At 68.8% G+C, this 19,086-nt stretch carries 20 protein-coding genes and 2 pseudogenes; 11 read left to right on the plus strand and 11 right to left on the minus strand.

The window, feature by feature from the left end; genetic code table 11:
• The first annotated feature begins 113 nt into the window (after positions 1–113).
• Entirely contained in the window at positions 114–1,772 is a 1,659-nt protein-coding gene (locus tag BRW65_RS12595) for an LGFP repeat-containing protein (protein WP_244168077.1), read from the plus strand.
• A 5-nt stretch (positions 1,773–1,777) separates the two neighbouring features.
• Here the strand turns inward: BRW65_RS12595 and BRW65_RS12600 are convergent, their stop codons facing one another.
• The 4 genes from BRW65_RS12600 to BRW65_RS12615 are packed head-to-tail and all read right to left on the minus strand — an operon-like array spanning position 1,778 to position 4,987.
• On the minus strand, positions 1,778–2,611 hold the full coding sequence (locus BRW65_RS12600) for a Cof-type HAD-IIB family hydrolase (RefSeq protein ID WP_073875003.1): 834 nt from the start codon (positions 2,609–2,611) through the stop codon (positions 1,778–1,780).
• 46 nt (positions 2,612–2,657) lie between these two features.
• Positions 2,658–3,443, minus strand: coding sequence for a lysophospholipid acyltransferase family protein (locus BRW65_RS12605; protein WP_073875005.1), 786 nt, complete (start codon positions 3,441–3,443; stop codon positions 2,658–2,660).
• 14 nt (positions 3,444–3,457) lie between these two features.
• A complete protein-coding gene (locus tag BRW65_RS12610; protein WP_073875007.1) occupies positions 3,458–4,213 on the minus strand; it encodes a lysophospholipid acyltransferase family protein in 756 nt (251 codons plus the stop codon).
• Between the two features lie 6 nt (positions 4,214–4,219).
• Positions 4,220–4,987, minus strand: coding sequence for a lysophospholipid acyltransferase family protein (locus BRW65_RS12615; RefSeq protein WP_073875009.1), 768 nt, complete (start codon positions 4,985–4,987; stop codon positions 4,220–4,222).
• Between the two features lie 61 nt (positions 4,988–5,048).
• Here BRW65_RS12615 and BRW65_RS12620 point away from each other — a divergent pair, with 61 nt between their 5' ends.
• The 3 genes from BRW65_RS12620 to BRW65_RS12630 all read left to right on the plus strand — a co-directional run bounded on the left by BRW65_RS12620 (position 5,049) and on the right by BRW65_RS12630 (position 7,755).
• Complete coding sequence (locus tag BRW65_RS12620) at positions 5,049–5,792, plus strand: phosphotransferase (RefSeq protein WP_073875011.1); 744 nt, start codon at positions 5,049–5,051, stop codon at positions 5,790–5,792.
• 71 nt (positions 5,793–5,863) lie between these two features.
• Positions 5,864–7,414 (plus strand): MBL fold metallo-hydrolase, encoded by a 1,551-nt coding sequence (locus BRW65_RS12625; RefSeq protein ID WP_073875013.1) that lies wholly within the window; start codon positions 5,864–5,866, stop codon positions 7,412–7,414.
• Complete coding sequence (locus BRW65_RS12630) at positions 7,411–7,755, plus strand: hypothetical protein (protein WP_073875015.1); 345 nt, start codon at positions 7,411–7,413, stop codon at positions 7,753–7,755. The genes BRW65_RS12625 and BRW65_RS12630 overlap by 4 nt, the downstream gene beginning before the upstream one ends.
• 37 nt (positions 7,756–7,792) lie before the next feature.
• Here BRW65_RS12630 and BRW65_RS12635 read toward each other — a convergent pair whose 3' ends face one another.
• Both BRW65_RS12635 and BRW65_RS12640 read right to left on the minus strand, forming a co-directional pair.
• On the minus strand, positions 7,793–9,355 hold the full coding sequence (locus BRW65_RS12635) for a phytoene desaturase family protein (protein ID WP_073875017.1): 1,563 nt from the start codon (positions 9,353–9,355) through the stop codon (positions 7,793–7,795).
• Positions 9,356–9,404: 49 nt separating this feature from the next.
• Positions 9,405–10,028 carry a TetR/AcrR family transcriptional regulator gene (locus tag BRW65_RS12640; protein WP_073875019.1) on the minus strand — a complete coding sequence of 208 codons (624 nt, stop codon included), beginning with the start codon at positions 10,026–10,028 and terminating at the stop codon, positions 9,405–9,407.
• Between the two features lie 71 nt (positions 10,029–10,099).
• Between BRW65_RS12640 and BRW65_RS12645 the strand changes: the two genes are divergently transcribed.
• Positions 10,100–10,585 (plus strand): DUF2834 domain-containing protein, encoded by a 486-nt coding sequence (locus BRW65_RS12645; protein WP_073875021.1) that lies wholly within the window; start codon positions 10,100–10,102, stop codon positions 10,583–10,585.
• Here BRW65_RS12645 and BRW65_RS12650 read toward each other — a convergent pair.
• The gene (locus BRW65_RS12650) at positions 10,582–10,851 is read right to left on the minus strand and encodes a winged helix-turn-helix transcriptional regulator (protein WP_244168072.1); all 270 of its coding nucleotides are present in this window, start codon (positions 10,849–10,851) and stop codon (positions 10,582–10,584) included. The two genes, BRW65_RS12645 and BRW65_RS12650, sit on opposite strands and share 4 nt — an antisense overlap.
• 91 nt (positions 10,852–10,942) lie before the next feature.
• Between BRW65_RS12650 and BRW65_RS12655 the strand changes: the two genes are divergently transcribed.
• Positions 10,943–11,524: a carboxymuconolactone decarboxylase family protein gene (locus BRW65_RS12655; protein WP_073875025.1), complete on the plus strand. Its 582-nt coding sequence runs from the start codon at positions 10,943–10,945 to the stop codon at positions 11,522–11,524.
• A gap of 5 nt (positions 11,525–11,529) precedes the next feature.
• Here BRW65_RS12655 and BRW65_RS12660 read toward each other — a convergent pair whose 3' ends face one another.
• Entirely contained in the window at positions 11,530–12,099 is a 570-nt protein-coding gene (locus BRW65_RS12660) for a class I SAM-dependent methyltransferase (RefSeq protein WP_073875027.1), read from the minus strand.
• A 54-nt stretch (positions 12,100–12,153) separates the two neighbouring features.
• Between BRW65_RS12660 and BRW65_RS12665 the strand changes: the two genes are divergently transcribed.
• Entirely contained in the window at positions 12,154–12,903 is a 750-nt protein-coding gene (locus tag BRW65_RS12665; protein ID WP_073875029.1) for an AraC family transcriptional regulator, read from the plus strand.
• On the opposite strand, the pseudogene serS reads toward BRW65_RS12665, so the two are convergent.
• Positions 12,904–14,163 (minus strand): annotated as a pseudogene (gene serS, locus BRW65_RS12670) (serine--tRNA ligase).
• Positions 14,164–14,274: 111 nt separating this feature from the next.
• On the opposite strand from serS, the gene BRW65_RS12675 reads away from it, so the two are divergent.
• The 3 genes and pseudogenes from BRW65_RS12675 to BRW65_RS12685 all read left to right on the plus strand — a co-directional run bounded on the left by BRW65_RS12675 (position 14,275) and on the right by BRW65_RS12685 (position 16,252).
• On the plus strand, positions 14,275–15,642 hold the full coding sequence (locus tag BRW65_RS12675) for a septum formation family protein (protein WP_073875031.1): 1,368 nt from the start codon (positions 14,275–14,277) through the stop codon (positions 15,640–15,642).
• Between the two features lie 4 nt (positions 15,643–15,646).
• A pseudogene (locus BRW65_RS12680) lies at positions 15,647–16,064 on the plus strand (metallopeptidase family protein).
• Positions 16,061–16,252, plus strand: a complete 192-nt coding sequence (locus tag BRW65_RS12685) for a hypothetical protein (protein WP_073875035.1) — start codon at positions 16,061–16,063, stop codon at positions 16,250–16,252. The pseudogene BRW65_RS12680 and the gene BRW65_RS12685 overlap by 4 nt, the downstream one beginning before the upstream one ends.
• A 7-nt stretch (positions 16,253–16,259) precedes the next feature.
• On the opposite strand, the gene BRW65_RS12690 is transcribed toward BRW65_RS12685, so the two are convergent.
• Positions 16,260–16,946 (minus strand): histidine phosphatase family protein, encoded by a 687-nt coding sequence (locus tag BRW65_RS12690; protein ID WP_073875037.1) that lies wholly within the window; start codon positions 16,944–16,946, stop codon positions 16,260–16,262.
• Positions 16,943–17,893 carry a prephenate dehydratase gene (gene pheA, locus BRW65_RS12695; RefSeq protein WP_073875041.1) on the minus strand — a complete coding sequence of 317 codons (951 nt, stop codon included), beginning with the start codon at positions 17,891–17,893 and terminating at the stop codon, positions 16,943–16,945. Before pheA ends, BRW65_RS12690 begins: the two co-directional genes overlap by 4 nt.
• 87 nt (positions 17,894–17,980) lie before the next feature.
• Here pheA and BRW65_RS12700 point away from each other — a divergent pair, with 87 nt between their 5' ends.
• Complete coding sequence (locus tag BRW65_RS12700; RefSeq protein WP_073875043.1) at positions 17,981–18,775, plus strand: DUF2470 domain-containing protein; 795 nt, start codon at positions 17,981–17,983, stop codon at positions 18,773–18,775.
• The last annotated feature ends 311 nt before the right edge of the window (positions 18,776–19,086 follow it).

Consider the following 19,086-nt stretch of genomic DNA (forward strand, 5'->3'; position numbering starts at 1 on the left):
AACCAGACGGCACCGCAGATTTCTTCTGCGGTGCCGTCGAATTTGGCTGCAGATTCGACGCCGCCCAGCTCGTGTCGTCTCATCATTAACATTAGAAACACAAGTAACATCGCCTGGTGTCTCTTACCCGTGGGCCGACGACGTTGCTCACCGCCATCGTGGCGACCGTCGTCATCGTCTCCTGGGTGGCGGACACGACGCGCGGCCACCGCAGCGCCACCCCTGCGCCTGCCCACGACACCCAGCTGACCGAACAGCCGCTGGTCGGGTTGGGCGGCGGCGTCACGGTTCGCCAGATCAGCCAGGAGACCCCGTTTTCGCTCGTCGCGCTTACGGGCGACCTGGCAGGCACCTCGACCCGGGTACGGGCGAGGCGGCCGGACGGTTCGTGGGGGCCCTGGTATCAGACCGAGTACGAGACGGCGGCGCCCGACGGGGCGACGAACGGATCACTTGAGGGGCCACGCGGAACGGACCCGGTGTTCGTCGGCACCACCACCACCGTCGAGATCGCGGTCACCCGTCCGATCGATGCGCTACCGACCCTGGGGGCCCCGCCCGCCGGCGGGGGCGCGCCGTCCGTGCCCCCCAACGAGGCCGGCCTGGGCTACAAACCGGCGTCCCGGGAACAACCCTTCGGGCAGAACATCTCCGCCATCCTCATCTCGCCGCCGCAAGCGCCGGCGAAAACTCAGTGGACGCCGCCTTCGGGAGTCTTGATGCCCGGCCAGGCCCCCGCCATCATCAGCCGGGCGGAGTGGGGCGCCGACGAGTCGCTGCGATGCGGCAGCCCGCAGTACGACAACGGGGTTCGCGCCGCCGTCGTGCACCACACCGCGGGCAGCAACGACTACTCGCCGCTAGAGTCGGCCGGCATCGTCAAGGCCATCTACACGTATCACAGCAAAACCCTGGGCTGGTGCGACATCGCCTACAACGCCCTGGTCGACAAGTACGGCCAGGTATTCGAGGGCAGTGCAGGGGGGCTGACCAAAGCGGTCGAGGCCTTCCACACCGGCGGATTCAACCGCAACACCTGGGGCGTGGCGATGATCGGCAACTTCGACGACGTACCGCCGACGCCGATCCAACTCCGCACCCTGGGCCGGTTGCTGGGCTGGCGCCTCGGCCTGGACGGCGTCGACCCCAAGGGAACCGTGTCGCTGGAGTCGGCGGGTAGCCACTACACCACCTTCGCGGCCGGTTCCATCGCGACGCTGCCCACGATCTTCACGCACCGCGACGTCGGAAATACCGATTGCCCGGGCAATGCCGCCTACGCGCTGATGGACGAAGTGCGCGATGTCGCTTCGCATTTCAACGACCCGCCCGAGGAATTGATCAAGGCCCTGCAGGGCGGCGCGATCTACGACCACTGGCAGGCGATGGGCGGCATGAACAGCGTGCTGGGCGCGCCGACGTCCCCCGAGGACAGCGCCGAGGGTGACGCGCGGTACGTCACATTCGCCCGGGGTGCGATGTACTGGTCGCCGGAAACCGGCGCGCAGCCCGTTACCGGCGCCATCTACGACGCCTGGGCGTCGCTGAGCTACGAACGCGGACCGCTCGGACTGCCTACCAGCGCGGAACTTCAAGAGCCGCTGCAGATTACGCAGAACTTTCAGCATGGAACGCTGAACTACGAGCGGCTCACCGGCAACGTCACCGAGGTCGCTGAGGGCATCACCACGCCGCTCTCGACGCAGCCACCGAGCGGCCCAACCGTTGCGCCCGAACACTTCTCGCTACCGGCGCACCCATCCGCCACCTAGCGGGGTCAACGCGTCGCGGCAGCGCTAAGCCACCAGCGCTCCAGCACCCGGCCCACGCCGTCGTCGTTGTTGACGGCGGTGACCTCGTCGGCCGCCTCCAACACTTCGGGATGCGCGTTGCCCATCGCCACGCCATGGCCGGCCCAGCGCAGCATCGGCAGGTCGTTGGGCATGTCACCGAACGCCAACACCTCGCCGCTGGAGATCTGCAGGGGCCTGGCGACCTCGTCCACACCGGTGGCCTTGCTGATGCCGAGCGGCACGATCTCCACGAGGCCGTTGTTGGTGGAGTAGGTGATGTCGCCCTCGATGCCGACGTGCTTGGCGAGCGCGGCGGCCATATCGGCGCTGCGCGCCCCGCTTCGGCGGATCAGCAGCTTGATCGCGGGCGCGCTGAGCAGGTCCTCGATCGACACCTCGGTGTTGTCCGGGTTCAACCACGCGTGCTCGTAGCCCGGCGAGCTGATGAACTGGGGGGTCGCCGTGTCGTGGGCGCGTTCACCGATCCGCTCGACGGCCAGGCCGGCGCCCGGGATGACGCGCGTCGCCAGCTCCGCCAGCTCGGCCAGCGTGTCAACGGACAGCGTGCGGGCCGACACCACCCGGTCGGTGGCGGGATCGTAGACGACGGCACCGTTGGCACACACCGCCATTGGCGCGAAGCCGAGCGCGTCGACGACGGGGCGTATCCATCGCGGCGGGCGGCCCGTCGCCACCACGAAAGTCGCACCGGCATCGACGGCGGCGCGCACGGCATCGCGGGTGCGCGGGGTGATGGTTTCGTTGTCGTCGAACAGGGTGCCGTCGACGTCGCAAGCTATGAGCGCCGGCTGAGTCACTGTGCAGTCATCTGGACGGTTCCGCGTTCGCAGCTCCCCGGTGTGGTCAATGCACTCCGCTCTGGTCCTGTCCGGGGCGGGTCACGCCGTCGGTGCCGCGCTTCTGCATCCGCGCCTGCAGCTCCGACAGGCGGATCGCCCGGGAATCCTCCTGGCTCGGCGCCGTGCCGCCCAGGCGCCGCGGAACCCAGAATTCGCCCTCCGGGTGGGGGTATTCGTCCTGCACCTGATAGAGCAGCGCATTCATCGCCTGGCGCAGCGCCGCGTTGAGCTGTTCGGGCGTGCCATGCGGCGGCAGCGGCCGACCCGCGGCGACGGTGATCGGAACCTTGTTGCGCCACAACTTTTTTGGATGATCCTTGGGCCAAATCCGGTGCGCACCCCAGACGATCATCGGAACGATCGGCACTTGGGCATCCAGCGCCATTCGGGCCGCGCCGCTCTTGAACTCGCGTAGCTCGAAACTGCGGCTGATCGTGGCTTCGGGATGCATCCCGATGAGCTCGCCCTCGCGCAGGCGCTGCACCGCCACCTCGAGCGCGTCGTGTCCGGTCCTGCGGTCCACCGGGATCAGCCTGGCGTGGTTGATCACGTAGTTGACCGCCTTCACCTCGGCCATCTCGGCCTTGATCATGAAGTAGGCCCGCCGGCGGCGCTCGCGCACCGCGAGGAGCGTTGGCAACCAGTCCAGGTAGCTGGTGTGGTTTTGGGCGAGCAGGGCGCCGCCCCGCTCGGGGATGTTGTCCAGGCCGCGGTAGGTGAACTTCGTTCCCTGCATCGCGACCATCGGCGGCACGACCCACTCACACAATCGGTAGAACCCCTCGGGCATGTCTTCTCCTTCGCCTACCGGGACGGCCGTCCACTACGACCCACGGCCCGCGCCGCGGCCTCGTCCGCCTCCATCTGGGCCGCCTCCGCCATGGTCGGTGCCCCGCCGCCGAGGCGGCGCGGTGTCCAATACGCCCCGGGTTCGTGCGGATAGTCCTCCTGGACGTGGTGGAGCAGTCCGGTCATCGACTCGCGCAGCGCGGCGTCGGTCCGCGCGATGTCTTCGGCGGCCGGCACTGGCGTGCCTGCCTGCACTTTAATCGGCACCTTGGCGCGGCCCAGATTGCGTGGGTGGTCCTTGGTCCAGATCCGGTGGGCTCCCCAGACGATCACCGGGATGATCGGGACGTCCGCTTCGATGGCCATGCGGGCGGCGCCCGTCTTGAATTCCTTCAGCTCGAAGCTGCGGCTGATGGTGGCCTCCGGATACACGCCCACCAGCTCGCCCTCGCGGAGCCGCTGCACTGCCACGGCGTAGGCGCCGGCCCCGGCTCCGCGGTCCACCGGGATGGTTCCGGTGTGCTTGATCAGGAAGTTGACGATCTTCACCTGCTGCATCTCGGCCTTGATCATGAACCTGAGCCGCCGTCCCCGCCGGTGCACGGCCAGCGCGGCGGGCAGGAAGTCGACATAGCTGGTGTGGTTGATCGCGATCACCGCGCCGCCGGAGGCCGGGATGTTCTCAACGCCGCCGTAAGAGATCTGCGTGGCGGTGGCCAGCACCGCCAGCCGGGCCACAACCTCGAGCGTGCGGAAGATCGGCTCCACCATTGATCGCTACTCCGGAGCTCCCGTGGATCGAGCCCGACGGGCGGCGCGAGCGGCCGCCTCCTCGGCGTCCATCCTGGCGGCTTCGGCCAGCGACGGTGCGCTGCCCCCCAACCGGCGCGGCACCCAGAACTCACCCGCCGGGTGCGGCCCGTACATCTCCTGGGCCCGCTCCAGCAGGTGTTGCATCCGCGAGTGCAACAGCCCCTTGAGCTCCTCGACGCCCAGCGTCGGTTCGATCGGCTCGCCGACGACCACCATGATGGGCACCTTCGGGCGCATCAGCCTCTTGGGGTGGCCCTTGGTCCAGATGCGCTGGGCACCCCAGACGATCACCGGAACGATCGGCACTCCGGCCTCGACGGCCATCCGGGCGGCGCCCGACTTGAACTCCTTGATCTCGAAGCTGCGGCTGATGGTGGCTTCCGGGTAGACACCGACCAGCTCACCGTCCTTGAGATTTCTGACCGCCTCCTCGTAGGATGCGGCCCCGTCCTGCCGGTTCACCGAGATGTGTCGCAGGCTGCGCATGATCGGGCCGGTGATCTTGTGGTCAAACACCTCCTGCTTGGCCATGAACCGCACCTTGCGGCCCAGCCCTTGCCGGTAGGCGGGCAACCCGGCGAAGGTGAAGTCGAGGTAGCCGGTGTGGTTGATGGCGATGACCGCACCGCCGGTTTTGGGCAGGTTTTCCACGCCCGAGACCGTGATCTTGAGGCCCTGAAGGCGCCAAATCAGGCGGGCGAGTTGAATGACAGTCCCGTATACCGGTTCCACAGCTGATCAGCCTAATGCTCCTGGCTGTGAGTCACCCGAAGTGCCGAAAAGGAGGCGACGCTTGAGCTTCCCCGCGGCCCCCGTTCCGCCGCCCGAGGTGGTCCGCCGGTTCGCCGCCGGCAGGGCGGTGCGCGCCGTATGGGTCAACGAGATCGGTGGGGTGACCTTCCGGATCGGCCCCGGCGCCGTTGGTGCCGAGTTCGTCAAGGTCGCCGACGCGGGCGTGACCGACTTCAGCGGCGAAGCCGAGCGACTGCGTTGGGCGGCCCGGTACCTGACGGTGCCGACGGTGCTGGGCGCCGGCGTCGACGGTGGCTGCGCCTGGCTGCGTACCCGTGCGCTACCCGGCGTCTCGGCCGTGCATCCGCGCCTGCGGGCCACACCCGAGGTGGCAGTGCGCGCGATCGCCGTCGGCCTGCGCACGCTGCATGACCGGTTGCCGGTGTCGCCCTGCCCATTCGACTGGTCGGCCGAGGGTCGGCTGGCGGCCCTGACACCCGCCGCGCGCGCACGCCTGGGCGACCCGCCGCCCATCGACCGCCCGGTCGTCTGCCACGGCGACGCCTGCTCGCCCAACACCTTGGTCGACGAGCGCGGCCGGTACCGGGGGCATGTCGACCTGGGTGACCTCGGTGTGGCCGATCGGTGGGCCGACCTCGCGGTCGCGACGCTGTCGTTGGGCTGGAACTTTCCCGACCGGCTGTGGGACGCGGAATTCTTCGCGGTCTACGGCGTCGAGCCCGACCTCGCTCGCCTCGACTTCTACCGACGGCTGTGGGAAGCCGACGATGCCGGCTCGCGCTAAGCTCGGGGGCTGAAAAGTCGTTAGCCGGCCGCGGGCGGCAAGGCCCTTGTGACGGCCCCAGGAAGGTATTTGTGCAGGTCACCAGCGTTGGTCACGCCGGATTTCTGATCGAGACCCCGGCGGGCAGCATCCTCTGCGACCCGTGGGTCAACCCCGCGTACTTCGCGTCCTGGTTCCCGTTCCCGGACAACAGCCGCCTCGACTGGGACAGGCTGGGTGACTGCGACTACCTGTACCTGTCGCACCTGCACAAGGATCACTTCGACGCCAAGAACCTGGCGGAGCATGTCAACAAGGACGCGGTGGTGCTGCTGCCGGACTTTCCGGTGCCGGATCTTCGAAATGCGTTGCAGGAGTTGGGTTTCTACCGGTTCTTCGAGACCAGCACCTCCGTCAAACACCGCGTCAGCGGCCCGAAGGGCGAGCTTGACGTCATGATCATCGCTCTGCGCGCGCCGGCCGACGGGCCGCTCGGCGACTCCGCGCTGGTGGTTTCCGACGGCGCCACAACGGCTTTCAACATGAACGACGCCCGGCCGGTCGACCTTGACGTGTTGGCGTCGGAGTTCGGCCACATCGACGTGCACATGCTGCAGTACTCCGGCGCCATCTGGTACCCGATGGTCTACGACATGCCGGCCCGCGCCAAGGAGTCCTTCGGCGTCCAGAAGCGCCAGCGGCAGATGGACCGCGCCCGCCAGTACATCGCCCAGGTGGGCGCGACGTGGATCATCCCGTCGGCCGGTCCGCCGTGCTTCCTGGACCCCGAGCTGCGCGACCTCAACGACGACCACGGCGACCCGGCCAACATCTTCCCCGACCAGATGGTGTTCCTCGACCAGATGCGGAGCCACGGCAACGACGGCGGCCTGTTGATGATCCCCGGTTCGACCGCGGACTTCACCGGCGCCGCCCTGAACTCGCTGAGCCACCCGATGCCCGACGACCAGGTCGAGGCGATCTTCACCACCGGGAAGCAGGCCTACATCGCCGACTACGCCGAGCGCATGGCGCCCGTCCTGGCCGCCGAAAAGTCGCGATGGGCCCCCGCGACCGGCGAACCGCTGTTGGAGCCGTTGCGTGCGCTGTTCGAACCGATCATGTCGCAAAGCGACGAGATCTGCGACGGTATCGGCTATCCCGTCGAACTCGTGATCGGACCCGAGACCGTCATCCTGGACTTTCCGAAACGCACCGTGCGCGAACGCATCCCCGACGAGAAGGTCCGCTACGGCTTCGCCATAGCGCCGGAGTTGGTCCGCACGGTGTTGCGCGACCGGGAACCGGACTGGGTCAACACCATCTTTTTGTCCACCCGATTCAGGGCGTGGCGCGTCGGCGGCTACAACGAATACCTGTACACCTTCTTCAAATGCCTCACCGACGAGCGAATCGCATACGCCGACGGCTGGTTCGCCGAGACGCATGACGATTCTTCATCGGTCACGCTGGACGGCTGGGAGATTCAGCGCCGCTGCCCCCACCTGAAGGCCGACCTGTCGAAATTCGGTGTGGTCGAGGGCAACACGTTGACCTGCAACCTCCACGGCTGGCAATGGCGGTTGGACGACGGTCGCTGCCTGACGGCGCGCGGCCACCAGCTGAGAAGTTCTCGGGCATGACCGCCACCCAAGGCCAGTGTTACGACGACGGCCTGATCCAGCTGGACCGTGCGGCGATAACGCTGCGCCGCTACCACTTTCCCTCCGGCACGTCGAAAGTCATCGCACTGGACGCGGTTCGCGGGTACAAGGCCGAGGGGTTGGGTCTGTTCACTCATCGATTCTGGATCTGGGGAACCTCGGACCTGTGCCGCTGGCTGCCGCTGGACGTGAGCCGTCCGTTCAAGTCGACACTGATCACGCTGGATGTGCCGGGCGTTGCGCCCAGTCCCGCCTTCACACCGGCGCGGCCCGAGGAGTTCACCGCGCTCCTGGATGAGCTGCTGGGTCAGCGCGGTTAGCCGCGCGCCCGCCCCGCCCCGCCCGGCGGCTTGAGCCTTAAGCCATGCGCTCTTCGAGCGCCTGCCGGGCCGCGTTGTAGCCGGGGATAAACGTGATGCCCGGCCCGCCATGGCAACCGGCGCTGCCTAGATACAGGCCCTCGATGGGGATGGTTTGACCGCGAAAGCCTCTGGGGCCGGGCCGGTTCGGTCCGATCTGATTGGGGTTCAGCAGGCCATGGCAGTAATCGCCGCCGGGAGCGCCGAACATCACGCCCATGTGCTTGGGCGTGAAGGTGGTGTGCCGGATGATGCTGCGCTCGAAGTTGGGTGCCAGCCGGGTGATCTTGTCGATCACCCGCTGACCCATTTCAACCTTCGCATCGCCGTAGTCGGCGCCGCCCTCGATCGGGAACCACAGTGCGAATGCCGAGGCGGCGTGCTTGCCCTCCGGCGCCAGGTCCGGGTCGTTCTGGGTGGGAATCTGCAACACCACCGTCGGGTCGGCCGGGACGATTCCGCGGCGGCAGTCCTCCCACTGCTGCTGGACTTCCTCCGGCGTGCAGAACAGGCCGATCGATGCCTGCATGGCCGGGTCGTTGAGCGCCTCATAGGGCGCGGCGAACTCCGGGGCCTCCTCCAGCGCGAAGTGCATCTGCAGGTAGCTGCCGCGGTGATCGGTCCGGGCGTAGCGCTCCCGAATGTCGCCGGGCAGCAGGGCTGGGTCGATCAGTTCGTTGAGGGTGATGTCGGGCGCAATGCCGGAGACCACGATCGGGGCGGTCAACGTGTCGCCGCCCTCGGTGCGCACCCCACTCACCCGCCCGTCCTCGACGAGGATCTCGGTCACCTTGCTGCGCAGCCGGACCTCGCCGCCGTGGCTTTCCAGCAGCTCGCCCAGCTGGGCGGTGAGCGCACCGATGCCGCCGCGCAACTTCTTCATCTGCATGGTGTCCCCGTCGGGCACGCCCAGCCCGAAGGCCAGCGCCGCCGCGCTGCCCGGTGTGGCGGGCCCGCGATACAGGGTGTTGACGGCCAGCACGGTCATCGAGCCGCGCAGCGCACCGTGCTTCTCCCGGTCGGGAAGGTAGCGGTCCAACACGTCGGTGACCGAACCGAACAACATGTCGTCGATCGCCGAACGTTCGAATTCGTTTGTGGCGCAGGCATACATCTCGTCGTAGGTCTTGGGCTGTGTGCCCGCCTCGAACCGGCCCAGCGCCCGGGTGGGCGCCTGGCTCCAGGCCATCAGCCCCGCCATCCCGTTGACCGCGTCCGCCCCGTGCACCTCGTTGAGGTGGGTGAACAGCTTGATGGGATCGCTGTACTGGATCAGCGGATCGTCACCGACGCCGCGCACCGCCACCGACATCACGTCCAGGTCGATCGTCGGCAAGGTGTCCAGGCCGAGTTCCTCGACGACCACGGTCGAGGTGGGGAATTGGACCGACCCGGCGATCTCGAACCGGTACCCGTCGAAAAGCTCCACGGTGGATGCCATTCCGCCGGCGTACAGCTTGGAATCCAGGCACACCGTGCGCAGCCCCGCCTTTTGCAGCAGCACCGCCGCCGCCAGGCCGTTGTGCCCGGCACCGATGACTATCGCGTCGTAATCAGACATGTGCTGACCTCCCGCACAGCAGGCTGGCATGCGGCCAAAGTTTTGTCAATTATGACGAAACTACCGTCGCCCAGGTACCGGAGATGCCGTCCCGCAGCGATTCCAGCGCGACATGCGACATCCGCGCCAGCTCCCCCAGGGATCGCTCCTCACCAACCATCCAGGCTTCCATCGCGCCGAATACCGCGGCGGCGATGCACCGGGCGGTCACGGTGATCCGCAGCCTCGCATCGGGCTTTCGCTCCGCCGCGCAGCTACGCCTTTCCAGCTGCGCCTCGATGGCGTCGGCGAGGTCGGCCTGGACGTCGCGGATGTGGCGATGAATGCGGTCCTGGTCGAGCTCACCACCGCGCATCGCGGCGATTTTCGCCACGGCCTCAACGTCATAGGGGAACGCGAAGATGGCCGACTGAACGGAATCGATGACCGGCTCGTCGGCGGGCCGGGCGTCCAGCGCCGCGCGAAACCAGTTCAACCCGGTGTAGTCGGCAAACAGCAGATCGTGCTTGGAGCTGAAGTGGCGATAGAAGGTGCGCAGCGAGACTCCGGCGTCGGCCGCGATCTGCTCGGCCGAGGTGTCCTCGACCCCCTGGGCCAGGAAGCGCACCATCGCGGCCTGGCGCAGCGCCTCGCGGGTGCGTTCGCTTCGCGCCGTCTGCGCGGGCCTGACCATGCAAGTAAGGTACCCCACCCACCTTTTTGTCACTATTGACAAAACTTTGGCCGCCGGGTGAGACTGCGGCCATGGTCTCGCTTCTTGTGCATGCGGTTCTCGGGCTCAGTGTCATCGGCTGGATCGTCGCCTCCAACCCGAAGGTCTTCGCCCGGCCGGCCGCCGGCCCGTTGTTCTCCCCGCTGGAATGCGTGTATTACGTCGTCGGCATCGCTTCGGTCGCCCTGGGTTGGTATTTCAACATCACCTACGTCCAGGAGTACTCGCACGGATCCACCAACCCGCTCTGGGGCGAGCACGGGAGCTGGGCGGAATACATCAGGCTGATGTTCACCAATCCCGCCGCGGACTCCGCGAGCCAGGACTACACGATCGCGAATGTGATTCTGCTGCCGCTGTTTACGATCGTGGACGGCTATCGCCGCGGGCTCAAGCACCCGTGGCTGTACTTCGTCTCCAGCCTGTTCACCAGCTTCGCGTTCGCGTTCGCCTTCTACTTCGCCACCATAGAGCGGCAGCGTCGGCACGAGCAGGCCCGCGAGACGGTGGACGCCTAGGTTCCCTCCGCCCAGCGGCGGGCCCACTGGTCCAGGGGATCGAGGGCCTCGCCCAGGGACCGGCCGGCCTCGCCGAGCTCATAACACTGGTCGTCACGCTGGACGACCAGGCCGGCGCCCGTCAGGTCACCGAGGCGGTCATACAAGACGCTGGGAGACATGCCGTCGCAGCGCTCCCGCAAAGCCCGCGCCCCCAGCGGACCGTCGCGAAGCTCCCACAGGATCCGCAACGACCAGCGCCGCCCGAGGAGATCCAGCGCCGCCATGAGTGGCCGCCCCGTTGTCGACCCCCGCACCGGGCGCCCGGGTCGAGCCGCCGATTGACGTTTCGGATTCCGTAACGTAGCTTTCTCTTCCATGGTTACGGAAATAATAACGCCTCGGATCGGTGTCCTCGACCCGCCCTACGAGGCCGCTGTGGCGGCACAACTGCAGAAGATGATGCCGCCGAACGTGCCGCCCATCGCGCTGTTTCGCACCGTGGTGCGCAACATGCCCATGGCCGAGGCCATGACGCTCTGGGGCGGTTACGAGCTGAGCCGCAAGCTGTCGCTGTCCCTTCGTGACCGCGAGATCGTCATCGACCGCACCTGCGCTCGCTGCGGCTGTGAATACGAATGGGGTGTGCACGTCGCGTTTTTCGCGGAGAAGGCGCATCTCGACAGCGGCCAGGTCCGCTCGTTGACCCACGGCGGCGCCGACGATCCCTGCTGGACCGCCGAGCGGGATCGGCTCCTGGTCCGCGCCGTGGATTCGCTCTGCGACCGCCGCGACATCGACGACGCCCTCTGGACGGCACTGCGCACCGAGTTCGACGAACGCGAGATTCTCGACCTCACGATGCTGTGCGGGTGGTATCACGCGATCAGCTTCACCGCACGCGCCGCCCGGGTGCCGCTCGAGGCGGGCAGCCCCACCTTCGCCGGCGTCGGTCGCTGATCCGCTCAGCCCGGTTTGATGGCGCGCCACCGTTGCCGCCCACCGGAAGAGTCGATCTGAACATCGGCGAACCCGGTGTTGCGCAGGCGCGCGCCCAGGTCCGCCGGCGCGATCGGGTTGTAGGTGTCGGCGATGTGCAGGAGCCGGAACGTCAGCGACGGGATTCCGTCGGTGCCGGCAAACGCCCCGCCCGGCTTCAGCACCCGCAATGCCTCGGCGAAGAGCCGGTCCTGTAAGTCGGCGCGGGGGACGTGGTGCAGCATCGTGAAGCACAGCACCGAGGTGAAGTGATCGGCGGGCAGCCCGGTGTCGGTGCCGTCGCCGTGGATGATGCGGGCCCGGTCGCCGTAGCGGCGCTGCAGCCGATCGGCCATCGCGGCATCGACCTCGACGGCGGTCAGCGAGTCGGCCCTGTCCAGCAGGGCGCGCGTCGTCGCCCCGTATCCCGGGCCGATTTCCAAAGTCCGCGAGCCCAATTCGACGCCATCCAGCGCCCACGGCAACAGCTGCCCCTCCACCGCCTTCTCCCAGGCCGCCGAGCTACACCGGCGCCGGTGCAAGAGATTCATCGCCATACCGGCAAAGCTAACCGCCCCACCGGATGCGGGCTTCCGATATTCTGCCGTGTTATGTCGGAAATCAGCCATCACGGGCCCGCGACGTCGTCGCAGGCGCTGCCCCCGGGGGCCCGGATCGAGCGGCACCGGCATCCCTTGCACCAGATCGTCTACCCGTCGTCGGGCGCGGTCTCCGTCACCACCTCGGCGGGCACCTGGATCACGCCGGCGAACCGGGCGATCTGGATCCCAGCGGGTTGCTGGCACGAACATAAGTTCCACGGCCCCACGCAGTTTCACGGCGTCGCACTGGATCCGCGCCGCTACCGTCGTGGGCCGGCGGCGCCCACCGTCCTGGCGGTCAACCCGTTGATGCGGGAACTCATCATCGCGTGTTCGCAGACCGATGGCACCGACACCGGCGAGCACCACCGGATGCTGGCCGTGCTCCAGGATCAGTTGCGGGCGACTAGCGGCGGCGAGCCGTTGTGGATTCCCACGCCGGTCGACGCCCGGCTGCGCGAAGCGTGCGCGTTGATCGCCGACAATCTGGCCGCGCCGTTGACGTTGCCGCAGATCGGCCACCGGATCGGCGTCGGCCAACGCACCCTGAGCCGCCTGTTCAGCGACGAGCTGGCGATGACCTTCCCGCAATGGCGCACGCAGCTCCGCCTGCAGCACGCCCTGGTGCTGCTCGCCGAGCGTCACGACGTCACGTCGGTGGCGGCCGAATGCGGTTGGGCCACAACAAGTGCCTTCATCGACACCTATCGGCGGGCCTTCGGCCACACCCCGGGGAGGCTGGCGGCGAGGGCGCGTTAGCTAACCGGCGGGCTCGAGCAGCTCCGTGCCCACGAAGGGCACCAGCGCTTCGGGCACCCGCACGCTGCCGTCGGGCCGCTGGTGGTTTTCCAGGATCGCCACCAGCCACCGGGTGGTGCCCAGAGTGCCGTTGAGCGTCGCCGCGGTCTGGGGCTTGCCGTTGTCGTCGCGGTAGCGCGTGGAAAGCCGGCGCGCCTGAAACGTGGTGCAATTCGACGTCGACGTCAGCTCGCGGTAGGCGCCCTGCGTGGGAACCCATGCCTCGCAGTCGAATTTGCGGGCGGCCGATGACCCGAGATCGCCTGCCGCGACGTCGATTACGCGATACGGCACCTCGATGCGGGCCAGCATCTCGCGCTGCCAGCCCAGTAGTCGCTCGTGTTCGGCCTCCGCGTCGGCGGGCTTGCAGTAGACGAACCCTTCCACCTTGTCGAACTGGTGCACCCGGATGATTCCCCGGGTGTCCTTGCCGTAGCTGCCGGCCTCGCGGCGGAAGCATGACGACCAGCCCGCGTACCGCAATGGCCCGCCGGACAGGTCCAGAATCTCGTCGGCGTGGTAGCCGGCCAGCGGCACCTCGGAGGTACCGACCAGGTAGAGATCGTCGGCCTCCACTCGATAGATCTCGTCAGCGTGAGCGCCCAGGAACCCGGTGCCGGCCATCACCTCGGGGCGCACCAGCACCGGCGGGATCATCGGGATGAAACCGTTCTCGACGGCCAGGCGCAGGGCCACCTGCAGCAGCCCCAGCTGCAGCAGCGCGCCGCGTCCGGTCAGGAAGTAGAAGCGCGAGCCGGACACCTTCGCGCCGCGCTGCATGTCGATGAGGCCCAAGGACTCGCCGAGCTCCAGGTGGTCCTTCGGATTCTCCAAGGCAGCGGGTTCACCCACCACGTCCAGGACGCGGTAGTCGTCCTCCCCGCCCGCGGGTACCCCCTCGATCACGACGTTGGAGATCGCCATGTGCGCCGCGGTGAACGCGGCCTCGGCCCCAGCCTGATCGGTCTCGGCGGCCTTCACCTGCTCGGCCAACTCCTTGGCGCGCGCCAGCCTGGCCGGCCGCTCCTCCGGGGATGCGGCGCCCACGCTCTTGCTGGCGGACTTCTGCTCCGCGCGCAGCGCGTCGGCGGACGAAATCGCCGCCCGGCGCGCGGCATCGGCCGCCAGTAGGGCGTCGACCAGCGCCGGGTCCTAGCCGCGGGCGAGTTGGGAGCGGCGCACGGCGTCGGGGTCATCCCGGAGTAGCTTCAGGTCGATCACGGCCCTGACACTACTTTTTGGGTTCCGCCGAGCGCGCGGAGCGTCCCGCCTGGTGCATCTCAGGACTCACATCAGTAACTTTTGTCACACCACACAGGTGCTCCTGCCAGAATGGACCCGATGTCCCAAGCGCCCGAGACCGACCTTCCGGAAGCCCCGGAGGCCGACGCCCCCGCCGCCACGCCGCAACGGTTGCCGGCGGGGTTCCGCTGGCCGCGGAGCCTGCAGGCGCAGGCCACCCGGCGCGCCCTGCTGTTGACCGCGCTGGGCGGCCTGCTGATCGCCGGCGTCGTCACCGCACTGCCGGTCGGCGGCACCGGACCCGGGCGGTTGTCCGGCTATCTCGACGGCAACCCGGTACCCACCACCGGAAGCAAGAGCGACGCCGCGTTCAACAAAGCCGCCGCCGGTGACTGCCTGATGTGGCCGGACGCCACCCCGGAGTCGGCGAAGATCGTCAACTGCGCCGACGACCACAAATTCGAAGTCGCCGAATCCGTCGACATGCGCACGTTCCCGGGCGCGGAGTACGGGCCCAACGCCGCTCCGCCGTCTCCCGCTCGCATCCAGCAGATCACTCAGGAACAGTGCGAGTCCGCCGCACGCAACTACCTGGGGCCCAAGTTCGATCCCAACAGCAAGTTCATCGTCAGCCTGCTGTGGCCCGGCGACCGGGCCTGGCGCCAGTCCGGCGAACGCCGCATGCTGTGCGGCCTGCAACTGCCCGGCACCAATAATCAGCAGCAGGCCTTCAAGGGCAAGGTCGCCGACGTCGACCAGTCCAAGGTCTGGCCGGCCGGCACCTGCCTGGGCATCGACCCGACCACCAACCAGCCGATCGATGCTCCGGTCGAATGCGCGACGCCGCACGCGATGGAGGTGACCGGCACGGTCAACCTGGCCGAGAAGTTCCCGGGCGCGTTACCGTCCGAGCCCGACCAGGACGGGTACATCAAGGATCTGTGCACCAAGATGACGGACGCCTACCTGGCGCCGGTCAAGTTGCGCACCACCACCCTGACGCTGATCTACCCCACCGTGCCGCTGTCCAGCTGGACGGCCGGCAGCCGCGAGGTCGCCTGCAGCATCGGCGCGACGCTGGGCAACGGCGGCTGGGCGACCCTGGTCAACAGCGCCAAGGGGCAGCTGCTGATCAACGGGCAGGCGCCTGTGCCGCCGCCCGACATTCCCGAAGAGCGCCTCACCCTCCCGCCGATACCGCTCCAGGTACCGGGGCAGGCTCCGCAGAGCCAGGCCAGCCCTACCCCCGAGATCCCGCCGAACAACCAGCATCTCCCGGGTCAGCAGCCGGTCGTGACGCCCCAGGCGCCGGAGACCAACTCCCCGGCGCCACAGGCGCCACCGCCCGCGGACGCCGGAGCGCCGCCGCAGGCCCCGCCCCCCGCGGACGGTGGGGCACCACCGCCGGCCAACCCTCAGCCGGAGGCACCCCCCGCCGCGCCGCCCGCCGGGGGCTAGCCGAGTGCCCGTGCGGATGGATCCGCAACGGTTCGAGGAGCTGGTCTCCGACGCGCTCGACCTGATCCCACCCGAGCTGGCGGCGGCGATGGACAACGTCGTCGTGCTGGTCGGGGACCGCCACCCCGAGGACGGCGAACTCCTGGGGCTGTACGAAGGGGTCGCGCTGACCGAGCGCGACTCCGACTACGCCGGAGCGCTGCCCGACGCCATCACCATTTACCGCGAGGCGCTGCTGGACGTCTGCGAGTCGGACGACGACGTCGTCCAGGAGGTCGCGATCACGGTGATCCACGAGATCGCGCACCACTTCGGCATCGGCGACGAGCGGCTGGAGGAATTGGGCTGGGCCTGACGACACGGCTGCCTATGGGCGCGGCATCCCGGAATTGTCCGCCGCCGGTGCTATGAACGGGTTATGAGTGCTGACTGCCGCGACTGCCGGGCAGGCTTGGATCACTGTCACGGCACCATCATTCGCCATTCGCTGCGCCGTTCGGAGTGCACGGAACCGGATTGCTTCAGCCCTGAGCTGTTGCCGCACGCCTTCGTCGTCGACTGCGACGCCATCGGCTGCGGATGCTCGGAAGCCATCGCGCTCGCCGTCTGACCGGCCTTCAGCCCATCGGGTCGGTGCTCGAGTGCACCGCGTCCGCGACCGGGGTCGCCTCGGCTTCGGGGTAGAACGGCGGCGTCAGTGCACCCCAGCGCACGCAACTCCACCGCCCGTCGGTGATGGGCGCCAACACCACCGATTCGGCGTTGTCGAGGTGGTGGTCCAGCGCGAAGCCGGCGTCCACGCCGGCCAGCACGGCGGCGGCCAGCCGGATGGCCGCGCCGTGGCTCACGACGACGATGTCGCCGGTCCACTCGCGGTCGTCGAGGTAGCGCAGCCGGAGCTCGGTGAGCACCGGCACATAGCGGTCCAACACGTCGTTACCGGTTTCCCCGCCGGGCAGGGGGATGTCGAGATCGCCGTGATGCCAGCGCTCGTAGATCGCGTTGAATTGCGCGACCGCATCGTCGTCGCTGCGGTTCTCCAGCCCACCGACCTGCACCTCGTGAACGCCGGGCACCTCGACAGGCGCCATCTCGAGTTCGCCGCCGATGATCCCTGCGGTCTGCGACGCGCGGATCGCCACCGAGTGGGCCAGCAGCGCGGGCCGGCTCGCACCGCGGGCGAAGGCGCGCGCCTGGTCGCGGCCCAGCGGCGTCAGCTCCGCCCCGGGCGGCCGGGTGTCCAGCCTGCGTTCGACGTTGCTGTGGGACTGGCCGTGTCGCAGCAGCACCAGCCGTCCGGTCATGGCTCGATTCCCCCGGCCGCGGTTTCGGGTTTTCCGTCGCGTAGCCGCGCCAGCCAGCGCGCCGCCTCGTCGGCCGGCGGCGGCAGCACCCCGGCGGGCGAGCCGGTCGGCCAAGATCCCAGGTATCGCACATCGGCACAACGACGGTGGAGCGCTTTGAGTGCCTCGGCGACGGCGTCGTCGTCGATGTGGCCCACGCAGTCGGCGAAGAACATGTAGGTGCCCAGCGCGGTCCGGGTCGGCCGGGATTCGATCCGGGTCAGGTCGATACCGCGCATCCCGAATTCGGTCAGCGCGCCCAGCAACGCGCCCGGCGCGTTGTCGATGCGCAGCACCACCGCGGTGCGGTCGGCACCCGTGCGGGCCGGCGGCGGCCCGGGCGGGCCGACCAGCAGGAAGCGCGTGCAGGCGTTGGGTTCGTCGACGACGCCCTCGGCCAGCGCGGCCAGCCCCCAATGGGCGGCGGCCAGCGGCGAGGTCACCCCGGCGTCGGCCTGGCCCTCGGCCACCTGCCGCGCCGCGTCGGCGTTGGAGTACGCGGGCCGCAGCTCGGCCTCGGGCAGGTGGGTGGCGACCCAGTGCCGCACCTGCGCGGCCGCCACCGAGAACGCCGCCAGGGTGCGAACGTCGGCGACGGTGCGGCCCGGTCGGACGACGATGGTGAACGCGACGTCCAGGGTGGTTTCGGCGAACACCTGCAGCGGCGAGCCGATGGCCAGGCTGTCGAGGGTGGGCGTCACGGACCCGTCGATCGAGTTCTCGATCGGAACGCAGGCGTACTCGGCCCCGCCGTCGCGGACGGCGTCCAGCGCCGCGGCGGTGCTGTCGAGGGGCAGTCGCCGGACCTCGCCGAGGCCCTGTTCGGGAATTAGACCGGCGGCGGTGATCTGCAACAGCGCCGCCTCGGTGAAGGTCCCTTCCGGACCGAGATAAGCGATGCGGACCACGCCCCAACCCTAGCGGCGCGGGGCGCCAATCGGCCCTTGCGGCACCTCGCCTTCTAAGTTAACTTAGGCTTACCTAACATAAGGAGAATGGTGTTACCGCTGACCGCCTGCCCCGCCCCGACGACTGCCGAACGAATCCGCAGCGCGTGTGTCCGCGCCGGCGGTGCGCTGCTGGCCCTCGAGACCGTGCCCGCGCGCCAGGATCCGGTCGTGACCCCGGTCCATCACCTGTTGCCCGACGGGTCCTTCGCGCTGGCCCTGCCCGGCGCGAACGACGCCGTCGCCGGAGCACAGGCACTCCTGGAACTGACCGACTACGCTCCGCTGCCGCTGCGGGAACCGGTGCGCTCGCTGGTCTGGGTGCGCGGACGCGTGCGGGAATTCCACCCCGACGAGGTCGCCGAGACGGTCGACCTGATCGCCGCCGAATGGCCGCACCCCGCGCTGCTGCAGGTCGACACCCCGCGCTGCGCGCCCTCGGACGGGCACGAGCCGCGCTACACGCTGTTGCGCCTGGAGATTGCGTCCGTCGTCGTCACCGACGCCACCGGCGCCGAGCCCGTCAGCGTCGAGGACCTCCTCGCGGCCCGGCCCGACCCGTTCTGCGAGGTTGAGTCGAACCTGCTGTGGCATTTGGACACCGCCCACAGCGATGTGGTCGCGCGGCTGGTGTCCCGGCTGCCCTCGCGGTTACGCCGCGGGCAGGTGCGTCCTCTCGGGCTCGATCGCTACGGCGTGCGGTTCCGCGTCGAAGGCCCGGACCGCGACCACGATGTCCGGCTGCCGTTTCACAAGCCGGTGGACGACATGACCGGGTTGAGCCAGGCCATCCGCGTGTTGATGGGTTGCCCATTCATCAACGGTCTGCGCGCCCGCTCGTAGTCGAACCTCGGGCGCACCGGCCGGTACGTTAACCGGGTGAACGGCGATCGACCACCGCACCGGGCGCGCCCGCCCGGCCCACCGGGGCCGCCCGGGCGGAAGCCGCCCGAACCGTGCACCGAGCCGTCACAGGTGATCCGGCGCGGGGCGCCCCCGCCGGGGCCGGCCGAACGGACCACGCCGCTGCGGCGTACGCCGCCGCCGCCAACCCCACCAACTGCCTCCTATACACCTCTGACGCCGCCGACGAAGAGGGTAGGGTGGGGGCCGGGGGGGGGCGTGGCGTTGGGGGGGCAGGATGGCGGGGGCGG

This window comes from Mycobacterium paraffinicum, assembly GCF_001907675.1.
Taxonomy (GTDB): domain Bacteria; phylum Actinomycetota; class Actinomycetes; order Mycobacteriales; family Mycobacteriaceae; genus Mycobacterium; species Mycobacterium paraffinicum_A.